Source organism: Paenibacillus sp. VT-400 (assembly GCF_001029205.1).
GTDB lineage: Bacteria > Bacillota > Bacilli > Paenibacillales > Paenibacillaceae > Paenibacillus > Paenibacillus amylolyticus.
In genome coordinates, this window is the sequence record NZ_LELF01000067.1 from 2,136,133 (window position 1) to 2,156,138 (window position 20,006).

Annotated in this window: 18 protein-coding genes and 1 riboswitch; of the genes, 17 read left to right on the top strand and 1 reads right to left on the bottom strand. The window is 43.2% G+C overall.

What is annotated here, in order from left to right; translation table 11 throughout:
- The first annotated feature begins 16 nt into the window (after positions 1-16).
- The 10 genes from EL84_RS20160 to EL84_RS20205 all read left to right on the top strand — a co-directional run bounded on the left by EL84_RS20160 (position 17) and on the right by EL84_RS20205 (position 13,085).
- On the top strand, positions 17-1,474 hold the full coding sequence (locus EL84_RS20160) for an alpha/beta hydrolase family protein (RefSeq protein WP_047842856.1): 1,458 nt from the start codon (positions 17-19) through the stop codon (positions 1,472-1,474).
- A 32-nt stretch (positions 1,475-1,506) separates the two neighbouring features.
- Positions 1,507-3,594, top strand: a complete 2,088-nt coding sequence (locus tag EL84_RS20165; protein WP_047842857.1) for a serine hydrolase domain-containing protein — start codon at positions 1,507-1,509, stop codon at positions 3,592-3,594.
- Between the two features lie 162 nt (positions 3,595-3,756).
- Positions 3,757-4,431: a response regulator transcription factor gene (locus tag EL84_RS20170; protein WP_047842858.1), complete on the top strand. Its 675-nt coding sequence runs from the start codon at positions 3,757-3,759 to the stop codon at positions 4,429-4,431.
- Positions 4,428-5,789, top strand: a complete 1,362-nt coding sequence (locus EL84_RS20175) for a sensor histidine kinase (RefSeq protein ID WP_047842859.1) — start codon at positions 4,428-4,430, stop codon at positions 5,787-5,789. Before EL84_RS20170 ends, EL84_RS20175 begins: the two co-directional genes overlap by 4 nt.
- 193 nt (positions 5,790-5,982) lie before the next feature.
- The gene (locus tag EL84_RS20180) at positions 5,983-8,109 is read left to right on the top strand and encodes a serine hydrolase domain-containing protein (RefSeq protein ID WP_047844301.1); all 2,127 of its coding nucleotides are present in this window, start codon (positions 5,983-5,985) and stop codon (positions 8,107-8,109) included.
- Between the two features lie 25 nt (positions 8,110-8,134).
- Positions 8,135-9,076, top strand: coding sequence for an alpha/beta hydrolase (locus EL84_RS20185; RefSeq protein ID WP_047842860.1), 942 nt, complete (start codon positions 8,135-8,137; stop codon positions 9,074-9,076).
- A 175-nt stretch (positions 9,077-9,251) separates the two neighbouring features.
- Entirely contained in the window at positions 9,252-9,626 is a 375-nt protein-coding gene (locus EL84_RS20190) for a hypothetical protein (RefSeq protein WP_235200730.1), read from the top strand.
- Positions 9,627-9,628: 2 nt separating this feature from the next.
- On the top strand, positions 9,629-11,347 hold the full coding sequence (locus EL84_RS20195; RefSeq protein ID WP_047842861.1) for an ABC transporter ATP-binding protein: 1,719 nt from the start codon (positions 9,629-9,631) through the stop codon (positions 11,345-11,347).
- Between the two features lie 239 nt (positions 11,348-11,586).
- Positions 11,587-12,009 (top strand): MarR family winged helix-turn-helix transcriptional regulator, encoded by a 423-nt coding sequence (locus tag EL84_RS20200; protein ID WP_036670809.1) that lies wholly within the window; start codon positions 11,587-11,589, stop codon positions 12,007-12,009.
- The gene (locus tag EL84_RS20205) at positions 12,006-13,085 is read left to right on the top strand and encodes a threonine aldolase family protein (protein ID WP_047842862.1); all 1,080 of its coding nucleotides are present in this window, start codon (positions 12,006-12,008) and stop codon (positions 13,083-13,085) included. Before EL84_RS20200 ends, EL84_RS20205 begins: the two co-directional genes overlap by 4 nt.
- A 177-nt stretch (positions 13,086-13,262) precedes the next feature.
- Here the strand turns inward: EL84_RS20205 and EL84_RS20210 are convergent, their stop codons facing one another.
- Positions 13,263-14,180, bottom strand: a complete 918-nt coding sequence (locus EL84_RS20210) for an AraC family transcriptional regulator (RefSeq protein WP_047842863.1) — start codon at positions 14,178-14,180, stop codon at positions 13,263-13,265.
- A gap of 536 nt (positions 14,181-14,716) precedes the next feature.
- Between EL84_RS20210 and EL84_RS20215 the strand changes: the two genes are divergently transcribed.
- The 7 genes from EL84_RS20215 to EL84_RS30910 all read left to right on the top strand — a co-directional run bounded on the left by EL84_RS20215 (position 14,717) and on the right by EL84_RS30910 (position 19,862).
- Positions 14,717-15,481 (top strand): class I SAM-dependent methyltransferase, encoded by a 765-nt coding sequence (locus EL84_RS20215; RefSeq protein WP_047842864.1) that lies wholly within the window; start codon positions 14,717-14,719, stop codon positions 15,479-15,481.
- 11 nt (positions 15,482-15,492) lie between these two features.
- The gene (locus EL84_RS20220; protein ID WP_047842865.1) at positions 15,493-16,122 is read left to right on the top strand and encodes a pentapeptide repeat-containing protein; all 630 of its coding nucleotides are present in this window, start codon (positions 15,493-15,495) and stop codon (positions 16,120-16,122) included.
- Positions 16,123-16,192: 70 nt separating this feature from the next.
- A riboswitch (guanidine-I (ykkC/yxkD leader) is annotated at positions 16,193-16,293 on the top strand.
- Positions 16,294-16,394: 101 nt separating this feature from the next.
- Complete coding sequence (locus EL84_RS20225) at positions 16,395-16,733, top strand: DMT family transporter (RefSeq protein ID WP_036608190.1); 339 nt, start codon at positions 16,395-16,397, stop codon at positions 16,731-16,733.
- A complete protein-coding gene (locus tag EL84_RS20230; protein WP_036670814.1) occupies positions 16,733-17,047 on the top strand; it encodes a DMT family transporter in 315 nt (104 codons plus the stop codon). Before EL84_RS20225 ends, EL84_RS20230 begins: the two co-directional genes overlap by 1 nt.
- A gap of 117 nt (positions 17,048-17,164) precedes the next feature.
- Positions 17,165-18,571, top strand: coding sequence for a DEAD/DEAH box helicase (locus EL84_RS20235; RefSeq protein ID WP_047842866.1), 1,407 nt, complete (start codon positions 17,165-17,167; stop codon positions 18,569-18,571).
- 142 nt (positions 18,572-18,713) lie between these two features.
- Positions 18,714-19,064 carry an MmcQ/YjbR family DNA-binding protein gene (locus tag EL84_RS20240; protein ID WP_047842867.1) on the top strand — a complete coding sequence of 117 codons (351 nt, stop codon included), beginning with the start codon at positions 18,714-18,716 and terminating at the stop codon, positions 19,062-19,064.
- 105 nt (positions 19,065-19,169) lie between these two features.
- Entirely contained in the window at positions 19,170-19,862 is a 693-nt protein-coding gene (locus EL84_RS30910; protein WP_053061545.1) for a hypothetical protein, read from the top strand.
- The last annotated feature ends 144 nt before the right edge of the window (positions 19,863-20,006 follow it).

The window sequence follows — 20,006 nt, forward strand, 5'->3', positions numbered from 1 at the left end:
AGAGAGAGGAATTCAATTGAGATTATTTGAGATACTGTTAGTTCTATCCTGTTTCGCGTTACTCATAGACCTACTATTTATTAAAAGAAGTGCAAAGAAAATAGGCTTGGGTTTGGGTATAGGAAGTAGCGTTATATTATTAGTTCAATTATTTGTTGAGGGATACAGATGGCAGTTGCTTGTGGTATATATCATGACGGCTCTATTCATAATCATCGTTTTATTCAGACATTCCGATAAGATGGCGAATCTTAAAATAGGGAAGTTCTTGAAATATAGTTTATCTTCCTTAATCGTCATTCTGCTTGTTGGTTCTACCGTCTTGTCTGTATACTTACCTGTTTTTAATCTGCCGAAGCTTGATGGTCCAGAGAAGGTGGGTACTCAAACATTTCATTTAACAGACCAGAACAGAGACGAAATCTTCACTGAAGATCAAAGCGATAAGAGAGAACTAATGGTTCAAGTTTGGTACCCAACTGAAAACAGCAATAATAACAAGCGTGACACGCTGTTTCCAAAAGATAAAGAAATGTTCAAAAAGTATATTCAGAGCTTCTCTAATTCTTTAAAACTGCCCGAATTTTTGCTCGACTACTTGAAGTATAGTCAAACCAACTCTTATGAAAATGTTGAAATAGTACCTTCTACAAGTCCTTATCCCGTGGTACTACTATCTCATGGTATGGGAACCAGTAGAGTTCTACATGTATCACAGGCCGAGAATCTGGCCAGTCATGGGTATATCGTGGTCACCATCGATCATACGTATAGCACCTTTGCTACTCTTTTTCCAGATGGCCGTGTAACGGATTATAAAAAAAGCACGACTACACTAGATGAACGTACAAAAACAGGGAGTACATGGACGAAAGATGTGGAGTTTGTAATCGATCAAATCGAAAAGCTGAATTCAGGTGCAATCGAAAGTCAGTTTAAAGGAAAAATCGATCTAGATCACATCGGCGCGATGGGGCATTCTTTTGGGGGGGCAACCGCGTTTAATGCAACGTATTTAGATCAGAGAATCAAGGCCGGAGTTAATATGGATGGGTCACTATATGAAGTGGAAAATAGAGATAATATAAACAAGCCGTTTATGTTCATCCGATCGGGAAGTTTTGAAGACTGGTTCGCCAACTTTGAAATAGATAGAAATTCGGATGATGAAGTAACTAAATCTCTTTCAGATGAGCTGCACATTATGAAAAATGTTATGAATCATGGGGGAAAAGTGATCTATGTAGAAGGAACCCAGCACTTCAATTTCACGGACCTTCAGTTCTATTCAGAGCTGGTTAAACTGTCCGGTATCACAGGAGATATCAATGGTAAAAGAGGATCAAACATCGTAAATCAATATGTACTCGATTTCTTTAACAAGCAACTGAAAGGAACGGGTGGAGATCTCATTCAGGGACCAAACGACTTGTATCCGGAGGTGAAATTTGTAGACCCAGAAGAAATCAAATAACCAAAATACTTAAAATTCAGGAGATGATGTGAATGGGACGACAAAAGGGAAAACGCACTTCAATCGCCGTGTTAACGCTGGCATTAACCATGTTAGCTCCAATGTCTGCAATGGCTGCGCCTACTACAAGTAGCAGTGATCATACGTATGAACCAACCAAGAAAACGGTGATGGAGAAAGCCAAGTTACTCACTGAGAAGCATGGAATCACAAGCCTGCAATATGCCCTTATCGATGGTGGCGAGATTGTGGTGTCCGGTCAGACGGGCAAAAACGATAAAAACAACAAGGTGCCTCTTACGCCGGATACGATCTATGGTATAGGATCAACGAGTAAAATGTTCCTCACCGCTTCTGTTATGAAGTTAGTTGACGAAGGCAAGGTGGATTTGGATCTGCCTGTTGTGAACTATATACCTGATTTTCAGATGAAAGATCATCGCTACAAACAAATCACACCACGCATGCTGTTGAATCATTCTTCCGGTCTGCTGGGAGGCACGGGCAGTAATGCCACATTGTACGGGGATAATGATACGTACTCACATGATACGTTTCTGGACCAATTGGCGAGTCAAAACCTGAAGGCAGATCCCGGTGCATTCTCCGTGTATAGTAACGATGGTTTTACGTTATCCGAGATTATGGTTGAACGTGTTAGCGGCATGAGTTTTACAGCTTTTATACACCAATATTTTACGGAACCTTTGGACATGAAACATACCAAAACACCACAGGATGTGGTTGACACGGCAGCAATGGCGGGAATCTATTCTCCTATGTATGAAGGTCAGCTTCCACAAGAGAATTATAATGTTATCGCTACTGGAGGCATTTATTCCACCGCTGAAGATCTTGCGAAGTTTTCACAAATTTTCACGGGAGAGGTCCAAGGCATTCTTACCGATAAGTCTGTAGAAGCCATGGCGCAAGAAGAGTACAAAAAAGGCATGTGGCCAGAGGATGGCGATACGTCTATATCTTACGGATTAGGGTGGGATAGTGTAAATCTGTACCCATTCAGTGAATATGGTATCAAGGCAGTAACAAAAGGTGGAGATACCATATCGTATCACTCATCATTAGTCGTACTGCCGGAATATAATCTGGCTGCAGCCGTTACCTCATCAGGTGGGACAAGTGCCAAAGATCAGTTCATTGCGAGTGAATTATTACTCAGCGCACTTGAGGAAAAGGGCATTATTACAGAACGGAAGCCGGAAAAATCGTTTGGTGTTCCAGTGAAGGCAGATATACCTAAAGAAATAGCCACGAATGCAGGTATATATGGCGGCAATAATTCAGTTAAGAAGATCGAAATGAATACGGCTGGACAAATGACTGTATCCACACCCGCAGCTCCAAGTGATCCAGCTCAAAAATACACCTATACAGCAGATGGTACTTTTGTTAACGATGAAGGCACGGAAAAGTTGAAATTTGTTAAGGAGAAGAATGGAAGGACTTATCTGTGGTATCGATCTTATATATCCTTACCAGGACTTGGACAATTGGCTTTCTCCGAATATAAAATGGAGAAGCTGGAAGCCAATGAATTATCCCAGGATATTACGGCCTCATGGGAGCAGCGTGAAGGTAAAAAATATTACCTTCTGAATGAGAAATATACATCAACGGTTTATCTCAATTCGGCACCAATTCTCCCTATTCATTTGGACAAAGAGACGCCTGGGTATGTATCCAATACTAAGATTATTGGAGCAAACGAAGCAGTCACGGAGCTGCAAATCCCTGGCCTGGCTGGACGTGATACAAAGGAGATTTACTTTGCTAAAAAGAACGGAGTAGAGTACATTACAGCCGTTGGTAGCATATACGCCAGTGAGGAAATGGTACAACCACTCTATTCGGGTAAACAATCTCTAGCAACGATTCAAGCAGATGGATATGCCAGATGGTTTTCGATACCAGCAACGGTGAAAGGGAAAGTCATGACGGTTAAAATGCCTGCAACTGGCGCCTTTGCCGTATATGATCAGAAGGGTATTTGTATTAATCACACCGTAGTCAGCGGTGTGAACGAGGTTGTTTTACCAGAGAACGGCCGCATTGTATTTGCAGGTGACGTGGATTCCACATTTGAAATTTCATTAAAATAGATGTTGTACCGTAGTTAGTTTTATGAAAGAAACTAAGAAAGCAGCCGATCAAAGTAATCGGCTGCTTTTGTTCAATTTAACTATAATTAGTTTGTCACTTCAGTTAGAATTCTTCACTCTTGCTTAACTGAAGAATTATTCTTTATTAGGAGAGTGGAAACGATGCCTACGATATTAGTTGCTGACGACGATGCGAACATTCGCAAACTTGTCTGTTTATTTTTGCGCAACGACGGATTTACAACCATCAACGCCGCAGACGGAAAGGAAGCCCTGGCTATCTATACCTCCACGCCAGTCGATTTGGTCATTCTTGATATTATGATGCCGGTCATGGACGGTTGGGCATTATGTGAGGAACTTCGAAGAGCCAATCCGGATCTTCCGTTACTAATGTTGACGGCAAGAAACGAGACCTGGGAGAAAGTACAAGCATTTCAGCTTGGTACAGATGACTATATGACGAAGCCATTCGATCCGCTTGAGTTGATGGCTCGCGTAAAGGCACTGTTGAAACGATACCGTATAGGTTTAACACAGACCATCCAGTTAGGCAACGTCATCCTGAACCGGCAGACTTATAAGGTCATGAGGGGTACAGAGTCGTTCACCTTGCCGCTTAAGGAGTTCGAATTATTGTATAAACTTGCTGGATTACCGGGACAAGTCTATACGCGGGAGCAAATAATCCAGCAAGTTTGGGGGATTAATTATACTGGCGATGATCGAACGATAGACGTGCATATTAAACGTCTACGTGAACGTTTTGCGGCTATCTCCGATTTTCGTATTGAAACGGTGCGCGGGCTTGGCTACCGGCTTGAGGTGCAGGAGTGATCGGTTCCTTGTATACACGCGTAGTCCTGACCTTTCTGGTCTCCGTGATCGGGGGCATAATCCTTTCTTTTCTTGCTACAACCTGGATATTTCAAGATAAATTAAACGAAAACTTACAAGGGTCCTTGCTTGACTTTGGCCAGGATATCGTCCGCATCTACGAGACATTGCCGTTACATGAAGCAGAAATGTTTATAAGTGAAATGAAACAACTCAATTCCTATCACATTCGAATCTATAAAGCAACGGATCAATTCCAATCCTACGGAGAACTTAAAGAACAACATCCTTTCCCGGTGACGACGGAACAAGTGAAGAAAGTGCTGGATGGGGAAAGGGTCCAATTCAATGGGATCGATACGTTCTTCTTGGGATTGCCGATAAAAACTGAAATGGGAAGCAAAGCAATGTTTGTAGAGCCCCTCACTTCCTCTTCCACCTCATTTCTCATCAAGTTTGTTGTAACTTTTATGATTTGTTCGTTAATAGCAGGAAGCCTATTGATACTAATTGCGGCTATGTTTCTGGTGAGACCGATCAAAAAGCTGACAGAAGCGACCCGGCTTATAGCTGCCGGAGATTTCAATGTCAAGCTTAATATTAAACAAAAGGGTGAGATAGGTACTCTGGCTCGTAGTTTCGAAGAAATGATGCACGATCTAAAGCAGCTTGAGCAGATGCGCAGGGAATTCGTAGCAAACGTGTCCCATGAAGTTCAGTCTCCGCTCACTTCCATTTCCGGTTTTGCTATAGCGCTCAAGCAGGTAGACCTCCCGGATGACGAAAGAAGCGATTATCTCGATATTATCATCACTGAAACTGCACGAATGTCCAAAATAAGTGATAGTCTGCTAAAGCTGAGTTTGCTTGAATCTCAATCATTGCAAATGCGGCTCGCCACGCTCAGTCTGGATGAACAGATCAGACAAGTAATCGTCGCTATTCAACCCCAATGGTCGGCCCGTAACATTCAGATCGATCTTGATTTGCAGCCCACCAAAATCACGGCCGATCATGACCAGTTAAATCAGGTGTGGATCAATATCTTCGGCAATGCCATCAAATTTTCCGAAGATGGTGCCCGAATTAACGTCACGATCAAACAGAATATCAAGAACGTGACGATCCGCATATCGGATTCGGGTATTGGGATTCTCCCGGAAGACCAAAAGCGTATATTTGACCGCTTCTTTAAAGCTGATCGTTCCCACAGTCAGAAATATGAAGGAAGCGGTATGGGACTAGCTATTGTAAAGCAGATCGTCTCGCTTCATCAAGGGGACATCCGGGTGGAGAGCGAATATGGACGAGGAACGACCTTCATAGTCATCTTGCCAATCACAACACCCACAGAGTGATTGGATTTCATGCCTTCTCAAAGCTATGACGCCCTGTATAACCTCCTTGCGTATGATGATGCAAACTTTTTTTGCCTGTTCATCCTCCGTTCATGCTGCAGTCATTAGGGGGACATCTTGGTTTGTTATATTGTCTTTAGCGCCCACGTTAAGGTGGCTTAACACAATGATGAAGACAGGAGTAGATGCAAGAATGAAACCAAGAGAGGTAACAAAACTGAAGATAAGTGTGAGGGCAGCAAAAAAGAGAAATACTATAGCTGCTGTGACTCTCATGCTGACGATACTTGCCCCAATGTCCGCAATGGCCGCACCGGCTCCCATGAACAACAGCAACCTTACGTATGAGACAACAAAGAAAGCCGTGATCGAAAAAGCCAAATTACTGACCGAGACATATGGTACGACGAGTCTGCAATATGCGCTCATCGATGGTGGAGAGATTGTGGTGTCCGGTCAAACGGGCAAGAACGATATAAACGACAAGGTACCTCTTACTTCGAACACCGTCTATGGCATTGGTTCAACCAGTAAAATGATGCTTACAGCCGCTGTAATGAAGCTGGTTGACGAAGGCAAGATTGATTTGGATGCGCCTGTTGTGAACTATATGCCTGACTTTACAATGAAAGATAACCGATACAAACAGATTACACCCCGTATGTTGCTGAATCATTCCTCTGGTCTTCTGGGTACCTCAACCAGCAATGCCACATTGTACGGAGATAATGACACGTATTCACATGATACGTTTCTGGAGCAATTGGCGAATCAAAACCTGAAAGCAGATCCCGGCGAATACTCAGTCTACAGCAACGATGGCTTTACGTTAGCCGAGATTCTGGTCGAAAGAGTGAGCGGCATCGGTTATACCGCATTTATACACAAGTATTTCACGGAGCCTTTGGATATGAAACATACCAAATCACCACAGGATGTGGTTAATCCGTCAGACATGGCGGCAATCTATTCCCCTTTTTATGAGGGACCACTTCCAAAAGAGAATTATAATATCATCGGTACTGGAGGTCTGTATTCCACCGCTGAAGATCTGGTCAAATTTTCAAGAATCTTCACGGGAGAAGTTGATGGTATTCTTTCCAGTAAGTCTGTCAAAGCTATGGCGCAAGAAGAGTATAAAAGAGGCATGTGGCCAGAGGATAGCGATACGCTGATGTCTTACGGGTTGGGGTGGGATAGTGTGAGCTTGTTCCCATTCAACGAATACGGCATTAAGGCCGTTATGAAAGGTGGAGATACTTTATCTTATCAGTCCTCATTAGTGGTACTTCCGGAATACAATATGGCTGCAGCCGTTATCTCTTCAGGCGGGTCAAGCTTAACCAATAATTTCATTGCGAATGAATTATTACTCAGTGCACTTGAGGAAAAGGACATCATTACAGAGCGGAAGCCAGAAAAATCATTTGGCGTACCTGTGAAGGCAAATATGCCTAAGGAAGTCTCCAAGTATGCAGGTATATATGGCGGCAATAATTCGGTTATGAAGATCAAAATAAATAAGGCTGGACAAATGACTGTATCTTCACTTACTGCTCCGAGTAATCCGGCTCAAGAATACACCTATACAGCAGATGGTACTTTTGTTAATAACGAAGGTACAGACAAGTTGAAATTCGTTGTGGAGAAAAATGGGAAAACCTACTTGTGGTCACGATCTTATATATCCGTTCCAGGACTCGGACAGCTGGCTTTCTCAGAATATAATGGGGAGAAGCTTGAAGCCAATAAATTATCCAAGGAGATTAACGCTGCATGGGCAAAGCGTGATGGTAAAAAATATTATCTGGTGAATGAGAAATACACATCAATGCTCTATCTTAATGCTACATCGATCCTGCCTATTCAGTTGAATAAAGAGAATCCGGGATATATGTCCAATAATAAGATTATTGGAGCCAACGAAGCAGCCAATCAATTGCAGATTCCGGGTACTGCCGGACGTGATACGATGGACATTCATTTCTCCAAAAAGAACGGAGGAGAGTATCTTACATTTTCAGGTTATGTATACGCTAGTGAGGAAATGGTGAAACCAATCTATTCGGGTAAACAATCTGCAACAACCATTCAAGCAGATGGATATGCCAAATGGTTTTCGGTACCAGCTACTGCGAAAGGAAAAGTCATGACAGTGAAGTTGCCTGCAAATGGAGCCTTTGCTGTCTATGACCAGACCGGAATTTGTATTAATCACAGCGTGGTCAGCGGTAAGAATAATGTTGTTTTACCAGAAAACGGCCGTATTGTATTTGCAGGTGAGGTTGGTTCCAAATTCGAAATTTCATTAAAAAAGTAAATGAACTCAACAGGAGAGAACCATCATGATGAAAAAAATATTAATCATTTTGCTCAAAATATTCGGAGCCATCGTTATCGCTTTTGCATTATTTATTGCCACTGTTTTTATTGTTAATGTATTTAGCAACAAATCGGAAGAAGGGAAAATAAAACCCTATGGTCAGTTTGTAGCAGTTGACGGGAAAAACATGAATGTGTTGATTCAAGGAAAAGGCAAAGAAACGGTGGTATTGCTTCCTGGATACGGAACACCTGCCCCAGCCCTTGATTTCAAACCGCTCATCGATGAGTTATCTCCATTTTACAAAGTTGTTGTCATTGAGCCTTTTGGTTATGGATTAAGTGATATTACTGAAAAAGAGCGTACCACTGAAAATATGGTTAGTGAAATTCATGAAGCGTTACAGCAACTTGGTATTCATAATTACACGCTCATGGCTCACTCCATTTCAGGGATATACGGCCTGGATTATGTGAACAAATATCCAAACGAAGTAAGTTCATTTGTCGGAATTGAGAGTAGTGTCCCAACGCAGGGAGGTAATGATGATCCATTTCCAACCGAAACGTACAAACTGCTTAAAAAATCAGGGTTCTACCGATTGTTAATGAAACTGGCCCCGGATCAACTGATTGCACCCGATGTTGATGATGAGACCAGAGAACAAATTAGAATACTTTCACTCAAAAATACGTTTAATCCGAACAACCTGAATGAAGGTGAGAACTTTGGTCCTAATTTCAAAGTAGCTGAGAACCTGTCCTTCCCCAAAGATCTTCCTGTGATTTTCTTTTTACAAGCAAATGATACGGAAACAGAAGGCTGGATACCCTTGCATGAAGAGCAAGTCAAAGATTCTGTGCATGGAAAAGTGATGACATTTGAGGGAGAACATTATTTGCATCACACCCGATCCAAAGAAATGGTTCAAGAATATAGAAAGTTTATGAGTGAGATAAAATAGTGTCGCCAACAAAAAAAGTCGCGAAATCGCGGCTTTTTTCTGTTAAGAAGATGGTGAATATACATACTTCGTTATCTATTGGAAAATTTAGGTTGACACTTCTTTTTGTCGCGTATACAATCGTATACATGAACACGTTGTATACATATGTATACACGTAATGGGAGTGGCGCAAATGAGAGATCGTCCTATCGAAGAGATGGATGGAAGCGTACGTCAAGGTGAGCGTCCGAGACGCGATATGAGTGACAATGAGCAACGTGGTGAACGTTCCAGACGTGGAAGAGGTCATGGTGAACATGAGGGAAAACGGGGCCGTGGTGCGCAGACATTCCGTCGCGGCCGAATTCTTGTATTTCTGGAACAAATGCAGAATCGGAGAACAACGCTTGTCCGACAACTTGGACAGGAGGAGTATGAACATATTCGCCCGGTGATCAGTGGGGAGTTAAAAGCTATTGATCAGGTCATCGACGAGTATATCCATCTTTTCGAGCTGCAAAATGAAGATGTAAACCCCAATAAGGATCTGGAGAGTGAGAGTGAATAAGTATGATTCGTCGTTTTTTTTCGTATTATCGTCCCTATAAAAAACTGTTTTTGATTGATTTTGGATGTGCTGTACTCGCAGGTCTTCTGGAGTTGGCTTTCCCCCTTGCCGTCAGCAAATTCATTAATGAATTGTTGCCAGGTCAGGATTGGCCTCTCATTATGCTTGCCTGTGTTGTGCTGTTATCCATCTATGCACTTAATACCGTATTGAACTATGTAGTTACATATTGGGGACATATGCTGGGCATTAACATTGAGACCAACATGCGTGAGAAGATGTTCGCTCACTTGCAGAAGCTGTCCTTCCGTTTCTTTGATAATCGTAAAACAGGTCACTTAATTGGTCATCTTACGAATGATCTGAATGATATCGGAGAGGTTGCTCACCATGGACCTGAAGATGTATTCATCGCAGTGATGACTCTGATCGGATCGTTCTGGCTGATGGCTAACATTAATCTGGAGCTTGCGCTGCTTACCTTTATCATTATCCCAATTATGGCTTGGGTCATTATCGTATTTGGTGGTCGGATGACAAAGACGTATCGGCGACTTTTCGGAGATGTCGGCAATTTCAATGCGCGTATTGAAGACAACGTCGGCGGTATGCGTGTTGTGCAATCGTTCGCCAACGAAGAACATGAGAAAGAACTTTTTGCAGTGGACAATCAGAATTTCCGTAAAACCAAACTGCTTGCCTACAAAACGATGGCGAAAAGTATCTCGGTCAGTTATATGATGATGCGACTGGTTACGGTGTTTGTCATGATCAGCGGGGCTTGGTTTTATATCGATGGCAGAATCAATATGGGGGACTTTATGGCCTTCCTGCTTCTGTCCAATATCTTCTTCCGCCCGATTGAGAAAATCAATGCCGTCATTGAAAGTTATCCAAAGGGCATTGCTGGTTTCAAGCGTTATCTGGAGATCATTGATACAGAACCTGAGATTGCGGATAGCAAAAACGCAGTTGAATTCGAAAGTGTGAAGGGTGATATTCGCTTTGAGAACGTCTCGTTTGGTTATGAATCCAGTCGGCGTATTCTAAGTGATATCAGTCTGTCTGTTCGACCAGGGGAAACCGTTGCTTTTGTTGGACCTTCGGGTGCAGGCAAAACGACAATCTGTAGCCTGTTGCCCCGATTCTATGAGGTAGAAGAGGGACGTATCACTGTAGATGGTGTGGACATTCGCGACGTTAAGCTTCAATCCTTGCGCAAACATATCGGAATCGTTCAGCAGGATGTATTTTTGTTCTCGGGTACCATTAAGGAGAATATTGCTTATGGTGATCTGAGTGCAACGGATGAACAAATCTGGGATGCAGCCCGTCGTGCCTCGTTGGAGGAACTGATTCTCACGTTGCCTGATGGCATGGATACTGTCATTGGCGAGCGTGGAGTCAAGCTATCCGGAGGACAGAAGCAACGGTTATCTATTGCTCGTATGTTCTTGAAAAATCCACCGATTCTTATTCTGGATGAGGCAACCTCTGCGCTGGATACGGAAACGGAAGCACTGATCCAACAATCACTCGCTGAATTGTCGGTGGGCAGAACAACACTTGTGATTGCACACAGACTGACAACTATCAAGAATGCAGATCGAATCATCGTAGTAAACACAGATGGTATCGCTGAGCAGGGCAACCATGAGGAATTGGTCGCCGCTGGAGGGATATACAGCCGTCTTCATCAGGTGCAATTTAGTCACTCTTAATCCATGTAAATTGAACAAAAAAATAATTACACTCGTCACTTCGATGACAGAACAACCTTGCCGCGCATATGCGCGGCTTTTTTTATTGATTGGATATTAAAAATGAAGTTATAAAATGCTATGTAAAATATAATGTTGACAACGTCCACTAACGTGATTATTATAATGTTGACAATGTCCACTAAAAAGGAGGGTTTGACATCAACTCTCAGTACATAAATCCAGATATACTGGCTGACATGCGACGTTTTAACCGTTTTTATACCAACATACTCGGTGTACTCGATAAGCATATTCTCGGAACAGGGTATTCGTTTGCAGAAGTACGAGTCATTATTGAGATTGGAATTCGGGGAGAGAGCATTGCGAATAATCTGGTAGATACACTGACCATTGATCGCAGTTACATGAGCCGAATTGTGAACAAGCTGTCCAAGGAAGGACTGCTGGTGAAAGTGGATTCTGCGGCCGACAGCCGGGTCAGTCTGATTCGTCTGACAGCCAAGGGTGAGGAACTGTATGCCCAATTGAATGACCGATCCGATCAACAGATCCTGAAGCTGATGCAAGAATTGAATGAAGAAGAGATTCAAGAGGTATACACCTCCATGATGAACATACAAGAGAAGTTGAACAAGAAGGCAGGAGAGACAACACGATGATACGATTTGAATGTGATTATAACGAGGGTGCGCATGAACGCATTTTACAAAGACTGATGGAAACCAATATGGAACAGACGAGCGGGTATGGCACGGATGGACACTGCGAACGGGCGAGAATGCTTATTCGTCAGGCTTGTGACAATGAGCAAGCTGATGTTCATTTCTTGGTTGGTGGTACACAGACAAATACAACGGTGATTGCCTCTATTTTGCGTCCATATCAAGGTGTGATTGCTGCGTCCTCGGGACACATTGCGGTTCATGAAACCGGAGCTATTGAAGCTACGGGACATAAGGTACTCACAGTTCCAAGCGAGGACGGAAAGATCACGCCTGAGCAGGTTAGAGCAGTCTACGATGCGCACATGAATGAGTCGTCGCCGGAACACTGTGTTCAACCAGGAATGGTCTACATATCTCAGCCAACCGAGAACGGAACGATGTACAGCAAGGCAGAACTGCAAGCATTGCATACAGTGAGCAGAGCATGTGGTCTTCCGTTTTTCGTGGATGGAGCACGTCTTGGATATGCACTCGCTTCACGCGCTTGCGATATGACACTTGCTGATCTTGCTCGCTTGTGTGATGTGTTTTACATCGGGGGAACCAAGATTGGCGCATTGATGGGAGAAGCGGTTGTTATCCTGAATGATGCACTGAAACCTGATTTTCGTTATATGATCAAACAAAAAGGTGGCCTGCTTGCCAAAGGCAGATTGCTAGGTATCCAATTCGAAACGTTGTTCGAAGATGGTCTGTACCTCGATATTTCTCGCCATGCCGTAGATATGGCCTTGAGAATTCATGACTCACTCGAACAGCAGGGGGTACGCTTCCTGTACGATTCACCAACCAACCAGCAGTTTCCGATTCTGCCTGATCGTTTGCTTGAGAAATTACGCAACGGTTATACGTTCACCTTCTGGGAAAAGGTTGACGATACACATAGTGCGGTGCGCTTCTGTACCAGCTGGGCAACGCAGCAGGAAAATGTGGATGCACTGACTCGTGACATCACTCAATTATTGCACGAAGAGATCCACGTGCCAGAACGGGTCGAAGCATTGGTCTAATCTTGTTCATTAATTAAGGAGAACAGCTCCGATTTCCTTTCATGAATACGAGTATTTTGAAAATTCCAAAAGATATTACGCAGAATTTTGATACTGAAAAAAGGACAACTCATTGTGGTTGTCCTTTTTTGGTTTGCCTTTTGTGTGATAGTTGTGAGATAGAGAGTGAATACTCGGTTACTCACTCAAGGCCATGTCATATTTCTCTTTCAGCCGTCGGATATCGGCTCTTGGCGGCGCACCGAACATGCGTGCATATTCGCGGCTAAATTGAGAAGCACTCTCGTAACCAACCCGGAACGCTACATCTGCCGCGTCAGCAGATTCGGCCATCAGAAGTCGCCGGGCTTCCTGTAATCTTAATTGTTTCTGGAATTGTAATGGGCTCATAGCTGTGATCTCTTTGAAGTGACGATGGAATGAAGAGACGCTCATGCTGGCGGTCTCAGCCAGATCTTCAATGCGAAATGGCCGTTCCCAATGATGAACGATGTACTCAATCGCTTCTCTGATCCGATAAGTGCTGCTACCGTCAACCGCAATCTGCGCCAGTTCTCCTCCGTAAGGTCCTTGAAGGAGGCGGAACAGGATTTCTTTAACGTACAACGGAGCCAGAAACGGTATCTCTCCCGGCGTATCCAGCAATCGAACAAGTCTGAGTACAGCATCCTGAATGGACGATTCCATCTGACCTACAAACATGGCTCGTCTGGCGTTTTCGTTGAATGTTACCTTGATATTACATTCGTTAAGTACTTCGAGAATTTGGTTCGGTGTGAATTCGAGCTTAAGACTTAAGTAGGGTGCATCTGCGGATGCCTTGATAATCTGCCCGATGACCGGGAGATTCATGGAAGCAATCAGATAATTGGAAGGTCCGTATTCATAACGCTCCTGTGCGAGCAATACTTCTTTCAACCCTTGAACAATTACACAAAATGAAGCTTTATATACTCTGTATGCCGGTTCACTAATCTTGGAATGGTGATAGACAAACAGGGAAGGAATCGCCGTTTCCATTGCACCGTTATGATTGGAATGGCGTTTGATCAGGTCACTCAATTCCTGTTTTGGTTGAAATATTTCTTCGGTCATATGTATCCTCCTCACGGATTTAACCTACTTACATTATAAAGCTTACCGTACAGAACCAAAAGAGGGACTGAGAGGATCAGGCAATCAATTAAGACGATTGATATACCGCTTGCAGCCCATGACTCGGCATACTAAGAGTATGATAACAGAGCCAAGCGATTAAAGTTTATCGAAAAGTTGGGTGAACAAAGTGATGAAGTGGTTATCAAACCATGTGAGGCAAATATTAATTGACAGGCTCGAATCGCAAATTAAGTATGAAGAAAATTCCGTACATCGAGAGATATACTTCACATGCTGGTTAGAGCTAGTTACCGAAGAGGTCGAGACAACATCAGTTTACAGAACAAATTCAAGGAGAGTTTGAAATATGGAATATGTGGGCTAACAAAATCTCAGTTGATCCGAATTCTTAATGTTAAAGTCGCCATTCGGCGGCTTTTTTTATAGTGATCTGATGAGTGAATTGACAGTTCCTTTATATTGAAGTTATTATAGATACATTAGATCCTTAATTGAGAAGGAGATTATAATCTATGAATAACGGACATTCATCCGGTCAAGCGAACGAATCATCGAGTGGTCATTCCGCTCCTTTTGTTACGTTACAGGGCACACCTATCTTATCATTGCTCCAGCCATCCCAAGGTGAACGTATTCTTGATGTGGGTTGTGGTAATGGGGATCTGACAGCGAAAATCGCAGCCGCAGGTGCGCTGACAAAAGGTATAGATTTTTCAAAAGAGACGATTAGGCAAGCTAAACAGAAATACCCTGATATGAATATTCAAGTAGCAAATGCTTGTCATTATCGGACAGAAGAACCGTTTGATGCGGTCTTCTCTCATGCCGTTCTGCATTGGATAAAGGATGCTCCAGCTGTAGTACAATCAATACAGTTAGCGCTCAAGACGGGCGGACGATTCGTGGCTGAGTTTGCTGCAAATGGCAACACGGCTATATTAATTACAGCGGTACAGGAAGAACTGGATGCCCGTGGATACAAATGGGAAGGACGGAATCCGTGGTATCACCCGACCATTGGCGAATATGCTAATCTTCTGGAGCAACACGGATTTCGAGTTAGTCTGGCTCAGCATGTGGATCAATTTACCCCGTTCAAGCCAGGTGCCAGAAAGTGGTTGACCAGCTTCGCGGAGTATTTATTCAGTGGTATCACAGCTGCGGAACAGGATGTTATTATGGAAGCAGTTGAGAAAAAAGTACAGCCACAACTGATGCGGGGTGGAAGGTGGTATCTGGACAGAAGCCGACTGCGAGTTGTAGCTATTAAGGAATAGGGGAATACAGGATGAAAATGGACAAACCCAAGATTCAGGAGCAGTTGCTCGAACCGGAAACGATTGCATTCCTGGAATCCAAAGTGGAGTACAAACACAAACTGATCGAGAACATTACATTGGATCAACAGGAAGCGAGTAAGGTTTCCTTTGAAAATGTTGTATTTAGACATGTGACCATCTCGGAGTCTACCTTGGAACAATTTGAATTCACCGATGTCAGGTTCGAACACTGCGACTTCTCCAATGTCAATCTCTCTGGTGCCTTCATGCACCGGATCGAATGGCATAACTGCAAGTTTGTCGGAACGGATTTTTCCAATAGCCGATTGCAAAATGTCAGTTTCCTTCATGGTCTAGGCGACTATAGCAATTTCCGTTTTGCCCATCTGAAACAGGTCTCCTTCTCGGAATGTACCTTGATTGGTGCGGACTTTGCCTATTTGGCACTGCAAAAAATGGAGTTCAGTCAATGTAACATCGACCAAGCTTCCTTAACAGGCACCAAACTGAAGGATTTGGATCTTAGCGATTGCGAATTTGACTCCTTGGTGCTGACGATGGAAGATCTCAACGGTTGTGTGATTTCACCACATCAAGCCGCCACATTTGTAGGATTAATGGGTTTGATTATCAAATAAATGGCGTGATCACATTTACGGGGTTGCCAAGATAGTGGAAGTGTGTATAATTGGAGACACATTAGAATAAAAACAGGTTTTCTAGGGTTCCGCGATGTATGTGTCGGTCTGGTCCGAGAGAAAACCCGCAACCTGTTGGTTGTGCCACGGAGGGATAAAAGCCTGGGAGATGAACTGCTACATGCAGTTTGTTTCCCGGGCTTTTTTTGTTTTTACGCTAATGAACCTTACGGGTTGTACAAAAAATGTAGTAGAGAAGGAGTGTTACAAGAATGAATAAAACGTGGATGTCGGTTGTGATTGCTGCTTTGTTTGAAGTGGGTTGGGTCATTGGATTGAAACATGCCAGTGGTCTGCTGGAATGGGGGTTTACGTTGGTTGCAATTATCATTAGTTTCTCCTTGATGATTGCAGCTTCGCGTACACTGCCTGTGGGAACCGTATATGCCGTATTTGTTGGCCTGGGTACCGCTGGCACGGTACTTGCAGAGATTGTTCTGTTTAATGCGACTGTTCAAACCGGAAAAATGGTACTCATTGGTGTACTTTTACTTGGCGTGATTGGTCTTAAAATGCTGAGCAAAGAGAAGAATAAGGAGGTGCAGCTATAATGAACTGGGTATTTCTTATCTTGGCAGGTATATTTGAGATGATCGGAGTGCTGATGATAAACAAGTTGCATAAAGACCGTAATCTCATTTCACTGGTTCTATTGGTAGGCGGGTTTGGTTTAAGCTTCCTGTTCCTGTCCATTGCAATGGAAACTCTTCCGATGGGGACAGCATATGCCGTTTGGACGGGAATCGGGGCCTCCGGTGGTGCCATTCTGGGCATGGTGTTTTATGGAGAACCTCGAAATGCCCTTCGAATTCTGTTTATCGCTATGGTGCTCGGATCGGCAGTTGGTCTTAAATTGGTGAGTTAAACAAAGTGATTTTAAAAAGATAATGTACAAATTACGTTTTTAATGGTATCCTTATACGTTACGTGTGAAATAAAAGATGCGTCATATTGATAGATGTGCGTAAATGAAGGAGACAACATGACATTTAAGGACTTAAATATTATCCCCTCTATTATGGAAGGGTTAAGCAAAGCAAACTATACTAATCCTACCCCTATACAGGAACAGGCCATACCAGCTGTATTAGCTGGCAGAGATCTGCTGGGATGTGCACAGACAGGAACAGGCAAGACGGCAGCATTTTCAGTGCCGATCATTCAATTATTAAGCGAAAGATCCAAAGGGCAAGGATCGAAGTCCGCACGAAATATTCGCTCATTAATTTTGACACCAACACGAGAACTGGCGATTCAGATCGCGGATAACATCAAGGTATATAGCCGGTATACGGACATTCGTTGTACGGCAATCGTTGGCGGCGTTTCGCAAAAAGTGCAAGAGCGTGCGTTGAATCAAGGTGCAGATATTATTATCGCGACACCTGGCAGATTGAACGATCTGATTAACCAGAAACGTATTGATCTGAAGATGGTTGAGATTCTCGTTCTGGATGAAGCAGACCGGATGTTGGACATGGGCTTCATTCATGACGTGAAAAGAATCATTGCCAAAATGCCTAACAAAAAGCAGACGCTGTTCTTCTCAGCTACGATGCCTCCTGAAATCACCAAAATGGTTAAAACCCTGCTGGTTGATCCAGTCAAAGTAGAAATCACACCGGTATCTTCAACGGTAGACCGCATTGAGCAGTCTATTTATTTGTTGGAGAACGGCAAGAAGCAACATATGTTGAACCAAATTTTGGAGGATAAATCCATCGTCACGGCATTGGTGTTCACACGCACGAAGCGCGGCGCTGACCGGGTTACACGTGATTTGGCCAAAGCGAATGTTACGGCACAGGCTATTCATGGCAACAAGTCTCAGAACGAGAGACAACGGGCACTGAACAACTTCAAGAGTGGTGCAACACGTGTATTAGTTGCGACGGATATCGCGGCAAGAGGAATTGACGTAGAGGAACTGTCACATGTCATTAACTTTAACCTGCCTAACATTCCGGAAACGTATGTTCACCGTATTGGACGTACAGGGCGAGCTGGCAAAAGCGGGATGGCAATTTCGTTCTGTGAGAAGGATGAACTTCCATTCCTGAAGGATATCGAGAAAGTAATCAAAAAGACGATTCCTGAAGTGAAAGGTCATCCGTATCCAATGACAGGTGTACCTGTGTTTGATAAAACCAGCAAAACATCAGGCAGTAAACCTTCGTTCAACAAATCGGCTGCAGGCAAACCGGCGAAGTCCAAAGCTAACCCGGCACGCAAGCCCAAATCCGAATGGTTTGCCAAGAGTGGTAAATCAAACAGTAGTCGTTCAAACGACGGTAGACCCAATAGCAGTAGATCAAACAGCAGTAGCAGTAAATCTAACCATGGCTCATTCAGCCGCAGCAGCAAAACTAGGAATGATAGAGCCAATTAAGATCTAAATAAATCCAGATAAAACCTTCTCCATTCATTTGGAGGAGGTTTTATTATATGCTTTTATGTGCAACGAGCTTATTTACATACGAACTTACATTCGGTATCATTATATCGTCCATTGGTGAAAGGGAGGTACTGACTTGAAGGATACGATGATTGAATACAGTTTGAAGAAGAAAGGTGCGACCAAGGATTATCCATTTGGGCCTGATCCAGTCGCGATGAAGGTTGCGGGTAAGATGTTTGCGCTTATTTTTGAAAACAAAGAGAACTGTCGCTTGAACTTAAAATGTGATCCCATTATTGCAGAGAACCTGAGAGAGCAGCATGAAGCGGTTCAACCGGGGTATCATATGAACAAAAAACACTGGAATACCATTACGCTGGATGGTTCATTGTCCGATGAAGATGTCTATGTCATGATCGATCACTCGTATGATATGGTTATTAAATCCCTTCCAAAAAGCGTTCGGGAATCTTTGGCCGAATGAGGAGAACGTATACCACTTTCTCTACACCTCATTCATCATGTTATTGACATTTAAGAGGTAGGTGAAAAGGCTAATGGTCTGCTTCTCTAACAGAATGAATATCCTATGAAAATGAAGACATATTTGAAGTCCATTTGGTTCCATTACCTTGGAAATAAACAAGATCGAACAGCCTTGTTTAATGTGGCTTCCCTTGTTATCAATGCTGTAACAGGGATAGGCAAGTTAATCCTGGGCATATATCTGCTTTCGGGATGGTTCATTACAAATGCTGTATATTATCTGATTCTGTGTGTGGCAAAAGGCCAAGTGCTCCATAAATATACAGTTACCAAGAGGATGGACTCTCCCGAAGAAAGATATAGATTGGAGCTTACGGTATATAAGCGCGGAGGTCTGTTCCTGTGTTTACTAGGCGTGTCCTATTCGATGGTCTGCCTGCGAATGTATCTAATCGGCGATGCCTTCATATATGAGGGTAACATCGTGTATATCGTAGCAACAGTCGCTTTTACCAAGATGGTTTTTGCCGTGTATGGTACCTGGGCTAACCGTCATCTCCATAACCCGATCATATCTACATTGAAAATGATTAACTTCACCGATGCGATGGTATCCATCGTGGTGACCCAAGCGACATTACTTACCATGCAAGGCTCACCTCTTGCATTAAAAACCAGTAGCTTGTTTGGCATGGGGTGCAGCGTTTTATTTTGTTTGATGGGGGTCTGGATGATGTTCCACAAAAAAAAGGAAACAGGCACGGATCCAAACCGATCTCCTGGCACTGAATGTTAACATTGAAGCATTAAGAGCAGCAGGAGAAGGTAATTTTGGTTGACGTTTCAGCATGTTGATCAATACATATCAAATGAATTGCACATGACGGAATAGACGAGTGTCATCTATACTTAAAGTGACAACGGAAGAAGGCGTATTGGC

Bases quoted from the DNA above. Each gene is read 5' to 3' on its own strand.
- EL84_RS20165 (WP_047842857.1), top strand. From the start codon at position 1,507: ATGGGACGACAAAAGGGAAAACGCACTTCAATCGCCGTGTTAACGCTG.
- EL84_RS20170 (WP_047842858.1), top strand. From the start codon at position 3,757: ATGCCTACGATATTAGTTGCTGACGACGATGCGAACATTCGCAAACTT.
- EL84_RS20180 (WP_047844301.1), top strand. From the start codon at position 5,983: ATGAAACCAAGAGAGGTAACAAAACTGAAGATAAGTGTGAGGGCAGCA.
- EL84_RS20185 (WP_047842860.1), top strand. From the start codon at position 8,135: ATGATGAAAAAAATATTAATCATTTTGCTCAAAATATTCGGAGCCATC.
- EL84_RS20190 (WP_235200730.1), top strand. From the start codon at position 9,252: ATGAGAGATCGTCCTATCGAAGAGATGGATGGAAGCGTACGTCAAGGT.
- EL84_RS20195 (WP_047842861.1), top strand. From the start codon at position 9,629: ATGATTCGTCGTTTTTTTTCGTATTATCGTCCCTATAAAAAACTGTTT.
- EL84_RS20200 (WP_036670809.1), top strand. From the start codon at position 11,587: ATGCGACGTTTTAACCGTTTTTATACCAACATACTCGGTGTACTCGAT.
- EL84_RS20205 (WP_047842862.1), top strand. From the start codon at position 12,006: ATGATACGATTTGAATGTGATTATAACGAGGGTGCGCATGAACGCATT.
- EL84_RS20210 (WP_047842863.1), bottom strand. From the start codon at position 14,180: ATGACCGAAGAAATATTTCAACCAAAACAGGAATTGAGTGACCTGATC.
- EL84_RS20215 (WP_047842864.1), top strand. From the start codon at position 14,717: ATGAATAACGGACATTCATCCGGTCAAGCGAACGAATCATCGAGTGGT.
- EL84_RS20220 (WP_047842865.1), top strand. From the start codon at position 15,493: ATGAAAATGGACAAACCCAAGATTCAGGAGCAGTTGCTCGAACCGGAA.
- EL84_RS20225 (WP_036608190.1), top strand. From the start codon at position 16,395: ATGAATAAAACGTGGATGTCGGTTGTGATTGCTGCTTTGTTTGAAGTG.
- EL84_RS20230 (WP_036670814.1), top strand. From the start codon at position 16,733: ATGAACTGGGTATTTCTTATCTTGGCAGGTATATTTGAGATGATCGGA.
- EL84_RS20235 (WP_047842866.1), top strand. From the start codon at position 17,165: ATGACATTTAAGGACTTAAATATTATCCCCTCTATTATGGAAGGGTTA.
- EL84_RS30910 (WP_053061545.1), top strand. From the start codon at position 19,170: ATGAAAATGAAGACATATTTGAAGTCCATTTGGTTCCATTACCTTGGA.